Genomic DNA, 14,626 nt, shown 5'->3' with positions numbered 1-14,626 from the left:
TTGTCTCCTGAATCTGATGTTGGTTTTATCCCATCTCGTCCCAGTCTACCAAGCCAGCGATGATCGATTCGCGCCTGGCTGCCCATTCGGCAAAGGCGTCGGACTTGCCATCCAACGGGCACCCTCCTGATGCCCGTTCGATACTCAGTCGTAACGATAGACACCCTGACCTGTCTTGCGCCCGAGCCGTCCCGCCGCCACGAACTCGCGCAGCAGCGGAGCCGGCCGATACTTCGGGTCTCCGAAGTCGTTCAGAAACACTTCCATGACGGACAGGCAGACGTCGAGTCCGACCAGATCCGCGAGCGCGAGCGGGCCGATCGGCTGATTCGCGCCAAGCTTCATTCCCGCGTCGATCTCGTCGGCGCTTGCAATGCCTTCGGCAAGTACGAAGAAGGCCTCGTTGATCATCGGCACAAGGATTCGGTTCACCACGAACCCGGGCGAATTCCTGACGACAATCGGCGTCTTTCCGAGACGTTTTGTCAGCTCGCTAATCGCTTCAGCGGTGGTGTCGCTCGTCTGCAGCCCGCGAATGATCTCGACGAGCGGCATCAGCGGCGCCGGGTTGAAGAAGTGCATTCCGATGAAGCGCGAAGCGTCGCTCAGACTCGCCGCCAACGCCGTCACCGAGATAGACGAGGTATTCGTCGCAATGATGGCGCCAGGACGCGCCACCGATTCGATCTGCCCCAGAATCCGGTGCTTGAGGGCGACATTTTCCGTTGCGGCTTCGATGACGAGATCAGCGTCCGAGAGTTGCTGATAGTCCGTCGAGAACCTGACTCGCGCGAGCGCAGCCCCCCGGGCTTCCGAGTCGAGTTTGTCTTTCGCGACAAGCCGATCGAGATTGCTTTTCAGCAGTGCGAGCCCGTTCGTCAGGGCCGACTCGGCGACATCGATCACGATGACATTCAATCCGGCGGTAGCGGCAGTCTGCGCGATGCCATTGCCCATCGTACCCGCACCGACAATTCCTATCGTCCCAATTTCCATAATGGCTCTCAGTGGCTGGCGTTGCTGTTTCGTGCGCAACTCATTGAAGACTCTCAAAGATTGCGGCGATACCCTGGCCTCCGCCAATACACATCGTGACGAGTGCATAGCGTCCGCTCACGCGCCTGAGTTCATGCAGTGCCTTGACAGTAATCAGTGCGCCTGTCGCGCCGATCGGATGGCCCAGAGAGATGCCCGAGCCGTTCGGATTCACTTTCGCCGGATCGAACCCAAGCTCCTGTGCCACCGCGCAGGCCTGTGCGGCAAAGGCCTCGTTGGCTTCTATCACGTCGAGATCGCCTACGGTGAGTCCCGCGCGCTCGAGCGCGATGCGCGTCGCGGGTACGGGGCCAATGCCCATGAAGAGCGGGTCGACGCCGGCATGCGCGTAGGACACCAGACGCGCCAGCGGCTTCAAACCTCGCGCCTCCGCCGTCTTGCGTTCCATCAACAGGACGGCCGCAGCGGCGTCATTGATGCCGGAAGCGTTGCCAGCCGTCACCGTTCCGTTTTCCTTCTGGAATATCGGGCGCAGTTCCGCAAGCTCGGTCTGTTCGACGTCCTGACGAACATGTTCATCGGTATCGAATACGACCTCCTTGCCTCTCACGCGTCGAGTCACCGGAACAATCTGCTCCTCGAAGCGGCCCTCGGCGATGGCGCGCGAGGCGCGGCGGTGCGATTCGACCGCGAGGGCATCCTGTTGCTCTCGCGTGATGCTGTACTTTCGCGCGACGTTCTCTGCGGTGACTCCCATATGCACCCGTTGGAACGGATCGTGCAACGCGCCCAACATCATGTCGATCAGTTTCGCGTCGCCCATGCGAGCGCCGAAGCGCGCGTCGGGCGTAATGTATGGTGCCCGGCTCATGTTCTCGGCGCCGCCACCGATTGCGATGTCGGCGTCACCCAGCAGAATGGACTGCGCAGCGCAGACGACTGCCTGCAGCCCGGACCCGCAGAGGCGGTTGACATTGAAAGCAGGCGTCGCTTCGGAGATACCGCCATCGAGTGCCGCGACTCGCGCCAGATACAGGTCTCTCGGCTCAGTGGTGACAACGTTGCCGAACACGACGTGGCCGACGTCGGCGCCCGCCACTTTCGATCGCGCCAATACCTCTCGCACCACGATCGCACCCAGTTCGGTCGGTGAGAGGTCTTTCAGACTACCGCCGAACTTGCCGATAGCCGTACGAACGCCACCGACGACAACGACTTCTCTTTGCATTGCTGTGTCTCCCAATAGACGCCGGATGTGCTTCACGCTATGAAGCACGCTCCGGGTTCAATTACATGTTCGAATAGTTGGGGCCGCCGCCCCCCTCAGGTGCGACCCAAACGATGTTCTGGCTTGGATCCTTGATGTCGCATGTTTTGCAGTGGAGGCAGTTCTGCGCGTTGATGACGAGCTGCTCGTTACCGCTGTCCTGCTTCACATACTCGTAGACGCCAGCAGGGCAGTAGCGCGATTCGGGCCCCGCATAAGTCCGCCAATTCACGTTCAGCGCAACCGCCGGGTCCTTCAGCGTCAGATGCGCCGGCTGATTCTCTTCGTGATTGGTGTTGGAGATGAACACCGAGGACAATCTGTCGAACGTGAGCTTGCCGTCGGGTTTCGGATAGTCGATCGGCTTGCACCGCGAGGCCGGTTTCAGCGTCTCGTGATCCGAATGCTGGTGGTGCAGCGTCCATGGGACGTTACCGCGCAGCACCTTTTGCTCGATGCCGACCATCAGCGTGCCCAGGCACAGACCTTTGCTCATCCATTGCTTGAAATTCCGGGCGCGGTGCAGCTCGGTGTACAGCCAGGAATTCTTGAACGCCTCGGGATAGGCCGTAAGCTCATCGCCTTGACGCCCTGCCTGCAATGCCTCAAATGCCGCTTCGGCAGCCAACATGCCCGACTTGATCGCTGCATGTGATCCCTTGATACGCGATGCGTTCAGGAAGCCCGCGTCGTCACCGGCGAGCGCGCCCCCGGAGAACACCAGCTTCGGCAAGGACATCAGGCCGCCCGCAGTCATCGCACGCGCGCCGTAAGACAGGCGTCTCCCGCCTTCGAGCACTTTGCGGATTTCCGGATGCGTCTTGTATCGCTGGAACTCCTCGAATGGCGACAGATACGGATTCGAATATCCCAGGCCCACGACGAAGCCGACTACCACCTGGCGATCGTCCATGTGGTAGAGAAACGAGCCGCCGTACGTGTCGTTCTCGAGTGGCCAGCCGGCCGTGTGCATGACCAGGCCCGGTGTATGCTTCGACGGTTCGATCTCCCACACTTCCTTGATGCCGATGCCATAGACCTGAGGATCGGCGCTATTGCTCAGCTTGAACTTCTCGTTCAGTTGACGGCCCAGGTGCCCGCGTGCGCCCTCACAGAAGAGCGTGTATTTCGCGTGTAACTCCATGCCGAGCTGGAAGTTCTCAGTCGGCTTGCCGTCCTTGCCGATACCCAGGTTGCCGGTCGCAACGCCTTTGACTGCCCCGTCGTCACCGAAAAGCACTTCGGCGGCCGCAAAGCCGGCGAAGATCTCGACACCGAGCCCTTCCGCCTGTTGCCCGAGCCACCGCGTCACATTGGCCAACGAAACGACATAGTTGCCGTGATTCTTGAAGTTGTCCGGAAGTGCCCAGACGGGTACTCGCTTCGAACCGGCTTCCGTGAGAAACAGGAACTTGTCCTCGGTGACCTCCACCGATAGTGGAGCCCCTTTCTCCTTCCAGCCGGGGATGAGTTCGGTCAAGGCGCGCGGGTCCATGACGGCGCCGGACAGGATGTGAGCCCCGATCTCCGATCCCTTCTCCAGAACACACACGGACAACTCGACGCCGTTCTCGGCAGACAACTGCTTGAGGCGGATCGCCGCGGACAGTCCGGCCGGCCCACCGCCGACAATCACGACGTCATAATCCATCGACTCGCGTGCGCCAGCCTGTTCGATCGGGCTTGCTGTGCTGAGCATGTCCAACCCCTGCGTCAGAACTGGTCGTCGGTCAACGCCAACGCACCTTCGTTGCCGTCGTGGGCGCCAACGATGGCGGCTTCCAGCGCAGTCGCGAGCGGCAGGATCTGCGTCGCGAAACAATGGGCGGTTGCCACCTTGGCGTCATAGAACGACGGATCGTCATTGCGCTTGTCAGTGGCGACGAGCAACGCACGGGCAAACTGCCATCCGGATAGCACGATGCCGGCCAGCTTCAGATACGCCACGCTGCCGGCAAATACGGCGTTGGGATCGTCCTTGGCGTGCGTGAGTACATAGTCGACCACGTTCGCGAGCGATTCGCGCCCGGCCCCGAGTCGCTTGTGGAGCGCCTGAAACGCCGCGCTCGATTCGTACGACTTGTGCTCCCACAATGCCGCGAGGGTCTCGTCGATTTTTGCGAGCAGCACCTTGACGACAGCACCGCCGTCACGCAACGTCTTCCGGCCGACGAGATCGTTGGCCTGGATCGCCGTTGTGCCTTCATAAATGGCGAGGATTCGCGCGTCGCGAAGATGCTGCGCAGCCCCCGTTTCCTCGATATAGCCCATGCCGCCATGCACCTGCACGCCAAGGCTGGCGACCTCGTTTGCCAACTCGGTGCTCCACCCCTTCACCACTGGCACGAGGTATTCGTAGATTGCCTGATGGTCGGCACGTACCGACGCATCGGTATGACGGTGACCGATGTCACTGTGCGCTGCCGCGACGTAGGCGAGCGCCCGGGCACCTTCCGTGAGCGCACGCATGGTTGCGAGCATCCGACGCACGTCAGGGTGTTTGATGATGCTCAGTGGCGCCTTCGACGAGCCGTCTACGGCGCGCCCTTGCACGCGGTCTTTCGCATAGGCCACGGCCCGCTGATAAGCGCGGTCGGCCACGGCAATGCCCTGCACGCCGACACCGAAACGTGCCGCATTCATCATGATGAACATGTATTCGAGGCCACGGTTGGCTTCCCCGACCCGATAGCCGATGGCTCCGCCGTGGTCGCCGAACTGGAGCACCGCCGTCGGACTCGCCTTGATGCCCAGCTTGTGCTCGATGGACACGCAATGCACGTCGTTACGGGCACCCAGCGAGCCGTCTTCGTTGACGACGAATTTCGGCACGATGAAAAGCGACAAGCCTTTTACGCCCTCGGGGGCGCCGGGCAGGCGAGCGAGTACGAGATGCACGATGTTGCCGGCCATGTCGTGCTCGCCCCACGAGATGAAGATTTTCGTGCCGAAGATATGGTAGTTGCCGTCGCCGATAGGTTCGGCACGCGTGCGAACCAACGCGAGGTCCGAACCTGCCTGCGGCTCCGTCAGGTTCATCGTGCCGGTCCATTCACCCGAAATCAGCTTGGGCACGTAGCGTTCCTTCTGCGCCTGGCTGCCGGCAATGAGCAACGCCTCGATGGCCCCGTCGGTCAGCACCGGGCACAACGCCAGCGACAGGTTCGCGGCATTGAGCATTTCAACGCAGGGGGTCGCGATCAGTTTGGGCAGCCCCTGACCGCCGTACTCGGCCGGGTGGACAACGCCCTGCCAGCCACCATTCACGAACTGAGAAAAGGCTTCCTTGAAGCCGGGCGTCGCGGTGACAATGCCGTCCTTAAAACTACTGGGGTTGACGTCACCCTCGACGTTCAGCGGTGCGATGACGTTGGCGTTGAAGCGGGCCGCCTCGTCGAGCACGGCCTGGGCGCTGTCCGGCCCGGCGTCCTCGAAGCCGGGAAGCGCTGCCACGCGCTCGAGATCGGCCAGTTCCTGCATGGCAAAGAGCATTTCCTTGACGGGTGCGATATAGCTCATTCTGGTGCTTTTCCAGTGGACGGTAGTGAAGAGGCCTGCCATGACACCGGAACGCTGAGGTCCTGCACGGCGACTATCGAGCAGATCGTAGCGGCGATCGTCGAGAATCCCGATAACCAAACCGGACCATCTATTGACAATTTCGGCCACGAGTCGACCGGGGAGGGCTCTCCGGCAGGACCGGAATATGGGGGGGAGTCAGCTGTCCCGCCGGCGACTGCCGTCGATCAGGCCCTGGGCGGGCGGGCCGCAACGGGCCTATGTGCAGCGTGCCGATACTCGCCCGGCGTGCTGCCGGTCCACTGACGGAACGCGCGATGGAACGCAGTGGGGTCATCAAATCCGACATCGGCGGCGATTGCCGCAATCGCATCCTGGGTTTCGGTGAGACGCTGGATCGCAATATCCCGTCGCAACTCATTCTTGAGCGTCTGGAACGCCGAGCCTTCGGCGGACAGCCGCCGGCAAAGCGTGCGCACCGAGCAGTTGAGGACTTGAGCAACGTCATCGATGGACGGCATATCGGGAAGTCGCGAGGCAAGACAATCCCTGACCCGATGGCTCGTGAGTTGCTCGTTGAAGGCCACGAATATCCAATCCTCTGGCGCTCGCGCGAGAAACTTGCGCAGGTCGGCCTTACGCTGACGCACGCGCATATCGAAATAGGAAGCGCTGAAGCGCATGCGTGTCTGTTTGCAGTCGAATTGCGCCGGTCCCGGGAAGAGATAAAGGTAATCGACGGCGTGAGGAGGCCGCTCAAACGCGAATTCCACCTGCAGAAGGGGGATCTTTTGACCGATGAGCCACGACCCCACGCCATGCGCCAGCTTCAGCATCAACTGCTGGCCGAGGGCGCTGACGCCGGCGGGCCCCGCCCGCAACGCAATTTCGGCCACAGGCCCGACTCGAGACGACTCAAACCGAAAGTCGTCGAGAATCAGATGCATGAACTGGCCGAAGCGGTGCATTGCCGTTTCGAGGTTGGGAGCGTCGAGCAAGCTGAGACACAGATATTTCAGGGTGCCATTACGCAGAGGACGCTCGAAGATACCCGGCATTTCATCGTCGAACTCGATCGCAAGGGCGCGGTAAAGCGTTGAGAATTGCGATTCCGTGACACGCGCCCCGGGCTCGGTCAGCAGGGCGTCGGAGATACCTGCCGCTTCGAGGTATTGCCTGACGACATCCGGCGGCGCGCCTACGCCGTCGAGGAAGCCCCGAACGAGTGAGATGGGTACGGTAGCGCTCAGTGAATGCATTGCCGTGATGTGGTTGATGTCGCGTGCGCGCGACTCTCGCCTAAATCGGGCACAGAGGAAACCGGCCGGAGTCGTTAGGGGCTCAGGCCGGTTTTTTTGCGGTGAAGATCCGCTGTGTCAAACCTTGCTGTCAGACGAGGTACGCGGCATTCCGGTGGCACTGTCGCCGGCAAGATCGATCGCGGACGCAGATTGGACGCGTGCACGCAATTCGTACTTCTGGATCTTCCCTGTCGACGTTTTTGGCAGTTCGCCAAACGCCACCCGTTTCGGCACCTTGAAGGCTGCCAGGTGCTCTCTGCAGTGCTTGATGATGTCCTCGGTTGTCGCCGTTGCGCCTGCTTTGAGTTCGACGAATGCGCAAGGAACTTCGCCCCACTTTGCATCGGGCATTGCAACGACTGCCGCGACGGAAACGGAAGGGTGGCGGTAAAGCACGTCCTCAACCTCTATGCTGGAGATGTTCTCCCCGCCGGAAATGATGATGTCTTTGCTTCGGTCTCTAATGCGTATATAGCCGTCCGGAGACATGACGCCGAGGTCTCCTGTATGAAACCATCCGCCGAAAAATGCTTCGTCGGTGGCTTTCGGGTTCTTCAGATACCCTTTCATGCAGATGTTGCCGCGGAACATGATTTCGCCAATGGTCTCCCCGTCCGGAGGGACCACCTCCAACGTGGCGGGGTCACGTACCGTTACAGCGGCTTGCAGGTGATACCGTACGCCTTGCCGGGCATTGAGCGCCGCTTGGGTATCGTCGTCCAGTGCCGACCACGACTCTTGCTTTGCGCATACCGACGCCGGACCATAGACCTCGGTCAGTCCGTAGACATGCGTCACGTCGACCCCGATGTCGTTGAGCTTTCCTATCACCGCCGGTGACGGCGGCGCGCCGGCGACCATCGTCGCGACGCGATGGCCGATACCGTGCCGAAGTTCCGCCGGCGCGTTTGCGAGCGAACTCTGAACGATCGGCGCACCGCAATAGTGGGTCACCTTCTCGCGGCGTATCAACTCGAAAACTTGATTTACATCAAATCTTCTCAAGCAAACGTTGACACCTGCACGTGCAGCGATGGTCCAGGGAAAGCACCAACCGTTGCAGTGGAACATCGGCAGCGTCCACAAATAGACGGCGTGCTTCGGGAGATCCCATTCGAGGATGTTCGAAACGGCATTCAGATACGCGCCGCGATGGTGGTACACGACGCCTTTGGGATCTCCGGTGGTTCCGGACGTGTAGTTGAGCGCAATCGCGTCCCACTCGTCCGCAGGCGGAGACCAGGCAAAATCCGGGTCGCCCCCGTCCAGGAAAGCCGGGTAGTCGACGGCAGAGGCGAACGCCGAGGGGTCCGCCGGCATGGCATCCGCAACGCTGACGATGCGCAGCGCAGGAAACGCTGCTGCTGCGGCCTGTGCGACTTGCGAGTATTCGGTGTCGACGATCAGCACCTTCGCCTCGCCGTGTCGCAACATGAACAGGATTGTCTGCACATCCAGCCGGGTGTTCAGCGTATTCAGCACCGCTCCTGCCATCGGCACGCCGAAATGGACCTCGACCATCTCGGGAATATTGGGAAGGAGCGCGGCCACCGTATCGCCGGTTCCGATCCCGGCGCGCTGCAGCGCGCTGGCGAGGCGTCGGGTCCGCGCATACGTTTCGGCCCATGTGCGACGAGTGTCGCCATACACCACGGCGAGCCTGTCACCGTACACATCAGCGGCTCTGGCGATGAAATCAATCGGAGTCAGGGGGACGTAGTTTGCTTCTCTGCGCGCAAGGCCTGTGTCGTACATTGTTGCCATTCGGTGTCTTCTCCACTGGTATCAGTGCCCGCTATGCAGGCGTGATCGTTGCGTTTTCTTGTACTGGATTCGCTAGGATTGAGCGTAGCACATGAGACATATGGGTTGCCATGCGGTGGATTGGCGCTTTTCGGGATTGCCCGACGTTGCGTCGGGCACCGATGACGGCATCGCGCCCGCAACGTATCAGGTGGCGGTGTTGAAGCGGGGCACGGGCTCGACGTGGATGCGCGCCTTGCGGTGGGCGTGGAATCGCTCTACGACGGTACGCGCGGCGACTGCGGCATGTGTTCGACGGGAATGGGACGCAGACGGACCTGTGCAAGGGCGCGAAGATGCGAGTAACGACAGTCTGCGTCCTGACCGACACCGTCGATCAGGAATGCCCCTCCATTTCAAGCTCAGGCGCTTTGGAGAATCTCGCGGTAGCGCTCAGTACCGCAAGTACCGACGCGGTAACGATGTTCCGATGCTTTCCCACGCCGAAGCGGGAACCCGGCACACCAGGCCAAACCGTTTCCACGATCGCCATTGCCAGAGCATCCGCACCCGTGCTGAGGCTGCGCTCCTCGTAGCTGTCGATGCGCAACGGCAGGCCAAGGGCCGCGACCGTTGCCGCGATGGGACCATTGCCGACGCCTTGGCGCGTAAGCACAGTCCCGTCCGGTGACACCAGTTCCAGTTCAATGCCCTGGCCCTGCGGCGTATCGAACAGGCGATGATGCCGATAGGCATGACCGGCGCTGTCGTCGTCATGAACAAGATAGGTTGTCTCGAAGACGGCCCAGATCTGCTCGCTGGTCAGCTCGGTTTCGCTGGTATCGGCCAGTTCCTGAACGATGGCGCTGAATTCGATCTGCATGCGGCGAGGCATCACCACGCCGTAATCGCGTTGCAGGAGAAACGCAATGCCGCCTTTGCCCGACTGGCTGTTGACGCGCACGATGCTGTCGTAGGTGCGTCCGAGGTCGTGCGGATCGAGCGGCAGATAAGGAACACGCCAGATCCCGTCGGGGTTCTGCGCGGCAAAGCCCTTGGCAATGGCATCCTGATGCGAGCCGGAAAACGCGGTAAACACCAGATCGCCGACGTAGGGATGGCGCGGGTGAATCGGCAAGGCGGTGCATTCCTCGGCGATGCGCGCCAGCGCAGCAATGTCGGAAAAATCCAGTCCCGGCGCTATGCCCTGCGTGTACAGGTTCAGTGCCAGCGTGACGACATCCAGGTTACCGCTGCGCTCGCCGTTGCCGAACAGGCAGCCCTCGACCCGCTGCGCACCCGCCAGCATCGCCTGTTCGGCGCATGCGATACCTGTTCCGCGGTCGTTATGCGGATGCACAGACAGCACGACATGCTCACGCCGCTCCAACCGGCGATGCATCCATTCGATCTGATCTGCAAAGACATTGGGCGTGGAAACTTCGACCGTCGTGGGGAGATTGACGATCATGGGCCGTTGCGGCCCGGCATCCCATGCGCGGATGGCGGCATTGCACACGGCGAGCGACACGTCCAATTCCGCCATGCAGAAAGTCTCGGGAGAATACTGGAGCACCCATTCCGTTTGCGGATGTTGGGCGATCAGCTTCCCGAACAAGGCGATATGGTGCTCAACCATCTCGATGATCTGCGGCACGCTCATGCCGAAGACGATTTCGCGCCAAGCCGGAGCGATGGCATTGTAGAAATGGACAATCACCCGGCGCGTGCCCTGAACACTGCGTACGGTTTCCTCGATCAGGTCTTCTCGCAATTGCGTCATGACCATTGGGGTCACGTCATCCGGTATGAGACTGGCGTCGATCAAATGACGCACGACCTCGAAGTCGGTTCTGGACGCCGCAGGGAAGCCCACCTCGATTTCCTTGAAACCGATGCGCACCAGTTCGTTGAACAAGCGCAGTTTGCGCTCGCGATTCATCGGCTCGAACAACGCCTGATTGCCGTCTCGCAGATCGGTCGAAAGCCAGATGGGGGCTTGGGTCAGCGCGCGCGATGGCCACTGCCGATCCGGCATGTCGATGACCGGAAACGCACGATACTTTGAGGAAGGATTTGCCAACATAAAAACCTCGAAGAAGGAATCGGGAACACCTGATTCCCCTGCTTGGAGGAAGCTGGCCGAGGTCGGGGTCAGGGGGAATCAGGATGGGTCATGACGCAGGTGAATGCGTCCAGACCCCGACCGGGTGTCAGACGTAGTAGCTGTCGCGGAAGCAGTAGGAAAGCGCACATGAGCTTGTCTTAAAACATGATCTCCTGATGGAAATATAGGCTTGACCGCGATGTCCATCTACAGAACAATGGACATATTCTTTATCAAAATGGACATGCGTCTCGAAATGGGGTTTGCTTCTCCGTCAGAAGGTGCCAGGGCGCTCGACCTCGGCGATCACGAGTCTTCCGATTTGCCCATTACCGGCGTAGTCACCCGATACCCGGCGGGCCATGTCGTGCCTGAGCATTCCCACCGCCGGGGACATCTGCTTTATGCCGCCGACGGTGTCCTGCTGATCGAGGCTGCCACGGGACGCTGGCTGGTCCCCCCGACCACTGCCGTCTGGTTGCGGCCTGGCATACCCCATCGTCTGGTCATACCCGCGCCTGCCGCGGTCCATGGCATCTTTATCCACGAAGCTGCAGCGGTGCGCCTGCCGGCGCAGGACTGCGTTCTCCATGTCTCCCCCTTGTTGCGGGAGCTGATCGGCGCATTGACGTCCCTGGATCTCAAATCCGCTCATTCGAAACGCGAAAAACTTCTGGGGGACTTGCTCCTGGAGGAATTGGGCTTACAGCCCCCGCTGCCATTTCATCTGCCCTGGCCATCCGATGCGCAAATTCGGCGGGTGTGCGACGCGCTGGTTAGCGATCCCGCGCATCCTGCTATGGCAGACGATTGGGCCGCAACATTGGCCATGAGCACCAAGACATTCCATCGTCGCTTTCAGAAATGCACGGGACTGACATTTGGGCGGTGGCGCCAACAGACGCGACTGATGTCTTCCATGACCCTTCTCCTCGACGGTGCGCCTATCACGCAGGTCGCGTTAAACAGCGGATATGAAAGTCATAGTGCCTATGCCGTTGCCTTCAAAAAACACTTCGGGCGGCCACCATCCGAATTTTTCGTTTCGATTCATCGTCCGGGATCGTGAGGGTGTCTTTGGGACCCTTCTTCAACGACGAATTCCACGCGGCAATCAGCGACGGCGGACCGGCTGCGACTGAGCGAGTCGTGCCTCAATGCGACATTTCCGGCCAACCAGGGAAATACATCATGAACCGACAAGCGCTGCGCTCATCCTCCGACTGGGTGAGACGTGCCGAACCGATAGAAGGCGTCGAGCGGATCGAGGCGTGGTTTCATGGCAAGGCGTATGCCATGCACCGCCATGACACCTATGCGATTGGCCGCACGCTCGCGGGTGTCCAGAGTTTCAGCTATCGGCGCAGCGGGCGAAACAGCTTGCCCGGCAACACGATCGTATTGCACCCAGACGAAGCTCACGATGGCCAGGCGGGCACTGACGAAGGGTTCCGGTACCGGATGATCTACGTTGAACCCGCGCTCTTTCAGGACGTGCTCGGTGGACGCGCGCTGCCGTTCGTCGATGGCGGCGTGACAACCGATCCGCGCCTTGCGGCGGCAACCGCGACGTTGTTGCAGCACGTCGGCTTTACGCTCGAGCCGCTCGAACAGAGCGATGCGCTCGCCGAACTGGCGCATGCGCTTGTCGCCATTGCCGGCATGCCCGCCCGACGCCCGAAAGGCGACTTCCTTGCGGCGCGGCGCGCACGCGACTATCTGCATACGAACTGCGCGCGCGTTGTCACGCTCGACGAACTCGAAACGGCGACGGGCCGCGATCGCTGGAGTCTGTCGCACGACTTTCGCGCGTTCTACGGCACGAGCCCATACCGTTATCTGACGATGCGGCGCCTCGATGCGGTGCGCCGCATGCTGCTCGGCGGCACTTCGCTCGCTCATGCCGCTGCGGCTGCGGGTTTTGCCGATCAGAGCCACATGACGCGACATTTCGCGAGGACATTCGGGCTGACGCCGGGGCGCTGGCTTCACATTGCGGGCGGCGTCAAGCGTTGCTAAACACCCACGATCGTTCAATACGGCCGCAATTTGCATGTGTATCGTTCGGGGCATCAACCCTTGAACGGAGAGAACGATGTCCCAATCCCCGAACCCCATCGCCGTGCCGGCCGAGCGAGGCCAAGGCCAGACCATTGACCTGATCGGCAAGCTCGCGCAGATCGACGGTCATTGGCAACCGCGCGTTGTCGCTGAAATGAACGACTATCAGTTTAAGGTCGTGAAGGTCGAGGGCGATTTCCTGTGGCACCGGCATGCCGACACCGACGAAACCTTCATCGTGCTCGAAGGCGAGTTGCGCATCGATTTTCGCGCAGGGCCGTCGGGCGACAGCTCCATTGTGCTGCGTGCGGGTCAGATGGCGGTGGTGCCAAAAGATGTCGAACACAGAACTTGTGCAGACGCAGAAGCGAAGCTGCTGCTGGTCGAACCGCGAGGTGTGGTGAACACGGGAGACGGTCCGACGGGCGGGCGTACCGTCGAGAACGACCAGTGGATCTAAAGTAAGTTCTGTTGCCCGGGCGCCGCCCTCGATACAATTCATCTCCATCAGCGCAAAGAGGTGGGGAGCGATGGATAGTGTAGAAAACGTGCGAGCTTTCCTCGCCGTGGTCGAGATGGGCAGCTTTACGGCGGCGGCGCGCCGGCTCGACGTCTCAGCGCCGGTGGTGACAAAGCGGGTCAGTGCGCTGGAAAAGGAATTCGATGTCCTGCTCTTTCAACGCACCACGCGCAGCCTGACGCTCACAGCCTCCGGGCGGGACATGCTGGGTAGCGCCCGCGACTTCCTGGGCGCTTACGAACGCCTTGCCGAGCGCGCCGCGGTCGATGACCGCTCGCTTGGCGGCCGTTTGCGCGTCAAGGCCCCGGCATCGTTCACTAATCATTTCCTCGGCAGGCTACTTAACGAGTTTTTCCTCTCCCATCCCAAGGCCAGCATCGAGCTTCAACTGGCGAACCGCGCCGTCGACCCGGTGCTGGAGAACTTCGACTTCGTCATCACCGGCTTGCCTGTCACCTACGACGGCGTCGAAGAATTTCCGCTGTGTCCGTTCAAGCGTCATGTCTACGCGTCGCCCGACTATCTGACGCAGCACGGCACGCCCGGGCACCCTTCGGACCTGCCGGGTCATCGGTGTCTGCTCTATTCGTATCAAAGCACCGTGCGTACATGGACGTTTACCGACGCCCGTGCGGGCGACATTCAGGTGAGCGTCGATGGGGGGTTTGCGACCAACGATATCGACGCCATGCACAACGCTTGCCTGGACGGCATGGGCGTGGCGATTCTCCCGCGCTATCGGGCCAATGACAGCGTGCAGGCAGGGCACCTCGTGCAACTGCTTCCCGGGTTCGGGTTGCCCGACTACTGGATCAAAGTGCTGCGTCCGGCCAATCATCACAACCCCAAGCTGTTTCACGCGCTGCTGGATTTCCTCGTCGCCGGACTCGCCAGACTCGAACAGCAGGGCACTTACCTGTGACTTGCACTTGGGCGGTTGCGATTGTCGAACCGTCGCAAACGTTCGGCACCGAAATTTCACGATTATTTCTGAATCGCGTGTTCTGAACTTCCACTTCGCCCCTATATCGCGGGGCCGCGTTCGCCCATTATTCTCGCCAGCCGATGCGCGGTATGTCAGACGCCCGGCACCAAGGAGAGACCGCCCGCTG

The 14,626-nt window shown here is 61.0% G+C and carries 11 protein-coding genes; 4 read left to right on the top strand and 7 right to left on the bottom strand.

The genetic code is table 11. The annotated features are described in order from the left end of the window. Nucleotides 1-144: 144 nt before the first annotated feature. The 7 genes from PHO31112_RS13670 to PHO31112_RS13640 form a co-directional block, all read right to left on the bottom strand. Entirely contained in the window at nt 145-996 is an 852-nt protein-coding gene (locus PHO31112_RS13670; protein WP_150621002.1) for a 3-hydroxybutyryl-CoA dehydrogenase, read from the bottom strand. A 40-nt stretch (nt 997-1,036) separates the two neighbouring features. Next, on the bottom strand, nt 1,037-2,224 hold the full coding sequence (gene bktB, locus PHO31112_RS13665) for a beta-ketothiolase BktB (RefSeq protein WP_150621001.1): 1,188 nt from the start codon (nt 2,222-2,224) through the stop codon (nt 1,037-1,039). A 61-nt stretch (nt 2,225-2,285) separates the two neighbouring features. Continuing rightward, nucleotides 2,286-3,962, bottom strand: a complete 1,677-nt coding sequence (locus PHO31112_RS13660) for an electron transfer flavoprotein-ubiquinone oxidoreductase (RefSeq protein WP_174995710.1) — start codon at nt 3,960-3,962, stop codon at nt 2,286-2,288. Nucleotides 3,963-3,976: 14 nt separating this feature from the next. Further along, entirely contained in the window at nt 3,977-5,782 is a 1,806-nt protein-coding gene (locus tag PHO31112_RS13655) for an acyl-CoA dehydrogenase (protein WP_150621000.1), read from the bottom strand. A 227-nt stretch (nt 5,783-6,009) separates the two neighbouring features. Then, complete coding sequence (locus PHO31112_RS13650) at nt 6,010-7,041, bottom strand: AraC family transcriptional regulator (protein ID WP_150620999.1); 1,032 nt, start codon at nt 7,039-7,041, stop codon at nt 6,010-6,012. A gap of 117 nt (nt 7,042-7,158) precedes the next feature. Then, on the bottom strand, nt 7,159-8,838 hold the full coding sequence (locus tag PHO31112_RS13645) for an acyl-CoA synthetase (RefSeq protein WP_425495194.1): 1,680 nt from the start codon (nt 8,836-8,838) through the stop codon (nt 7,159-7,161). 385 nt (nt 8,839-9,223) lie between these two features. Beyond that, the gene (locus PHO31112_RS13640; RefSeq protein WP_150620997.1) at nt 9,224-10,912 is read right to left on the bottom strand and encodes a 2-isopropylmalate synthase; all 1,689 of its coding nucleotides are present in this window, start codon (nt 10,910-10,912) and stop codon (nt 9,224-9,226) included. Between the two features lie 220 nt (nt 10,913-11,132). Here PHO31112_RS13640 and PHO31112_RS13635 point away from each other — a divergent pair, with 220 nt between their 5' ends. The 4 genes from PHO31112_RS13635 (at nt 11,133) to PHO31112_RS13620 (ending at nt 14,436) form a co-directional block, all read left to right on the top strand. Beyond that, nucleotides 11,133-12,002, top strand: a complete 870-nt coding sequence (locus PHO31112_RS13635; RefSeq protein WP_343042742.1) for an AraC family transcriptional regulator — start codon at nt 11,133-11,135, stop codon at nt 12,000-12,002. Between the two features lie 122 nt (nt 12,003-12,124). Then, nucleotides 12,125-12,952: an AraC family transcriptional regulator gene (locus PHO31112_RS13630; protein WP_150620996.1), complete on the top strand. Its 828-nt coding sequence runs from the start codon at nt 12,125-12,127 to the stop codon at nt 12,950-12,952. A 76-nt stretch (nt 12,953-13,028) separates the two neighbouring features. After that, nucleotides 13,029-13,454 carry a cupin domain-containing protein gene (locus PHO31112_RS13625; protein WP_150620995.1) on the top strand — a complete coding sequence of 142 codons (426 nt, stop codon included), beginning with the start codon at nt 13,029-13,031 and terminating at the stop codon, nt 13,452-13,454. 70 nt (nt 13,455-13,524) lie between these two features. Continuing rightward, complete coding sequence (locus PHO31112_RS13620) at nt 13,525-14,436, top strand: LysR family transcriptional regulator (protein ID WP_150620994.1); 912 nt, start codon at nt 13,525-13,527, stop codon at nt 14,434-14,436. The last annotated feature ends 190 nt before the right edge of the window (nt 14,437-14,626 follow it).

Origin of the sequence: Pandoraea horticolens (assembly GCF_902459555.1) — a bacterium.
Taxonomy (GTDB): Bacteria; Pseudomonadota; Gammaproteobacteria; order Burkholderiales; family Burkholderiaceae; genus Pandoraea; species Pandoraea horticolens.
This window is presented reverse-complemented; position numbering and strand designations above follow the sequence as displayed.

Bases quoted from the DNA above. Each gene is read 5' to 3' on its own strand.
- PHO31112_RS13670 (WP_150621002.1), bottom strand. From the start codon at position 996: ATGGAAATTGGGACGATAGGAATTGTCGGTGCGGGTACGATGGGCAAT.
- bktB (WP_150621001.1), bottom strand. From the start codon at position 2,224: ATGCAAAGAGAAGTCGTTGTCGTCGGTGGCGTTCGTACGGCTATCGGC.
- PHO31112_RS13660 (WP_174995710.1), bottom strand. From the start codon at position 3,962: ATGCTCAGCACAGCAAGCCCGATCGAACAGGCTGGCGCACGCGAGTCG.
- PHO31112_RS13655 (WP_150621000.1), bottom strand. From the start codon at position 5,782: ATGAGCTATATCGCACCCGTCAAGGAAATGCTCTTTGCCATGCAGGAA.
- PHO31112_RS13650 (WP_150620999.1), bottom strand. From the start codon at position 7,041: ATGCATTCACTGAGCGCTACCGTACCCATCTCACTCGTTCGGGGCTTC.
- PHO31112_RS13645 (WP_425495194.1), bottom strand. From the start codon at position 8,838: ATGTACGACACAGGCCTTGCGCGCAGAGAAGCAAACTACGTCCCCCTG.
- PHO31112_RS13640 (WP_150620997.1), bottom strand. From the start codon at position 10,912: ATGTTGGCAAATCCTTCCTCAAAGTATCGTGCGTTTCCGGTCATCGAC.
- PHO31112_RS13635 (WP_343042742.1), top strand. From the start codon at position 11,133: ATGTCCATCTACAGAACAATGGACATATTCTTTATCAAAATGGACATG.
- PHO31112_RS13630 (WP_150620996.1), top strand. From the start codon at position 12,125: ATGAACCGACAAGCGCTGCGCTCATCCTCCGACTGGGTGAGACGTGCC.
- PHO31112_RS13625 (WP_150620995.1), top strand. From the start codon at position 13,029: ATGTCCCAATCCCCGAACCCCATCGCCGTGCCGGCCGAGCGAGGCCAA.
- PHO31112_RS13620 (WP_150620994.1), top strand. From the start codon at position 13,525: ATGGATAGTGTAGAAAACGTGCGAGCTTTCCTCGCCGTGGTCGAGATG.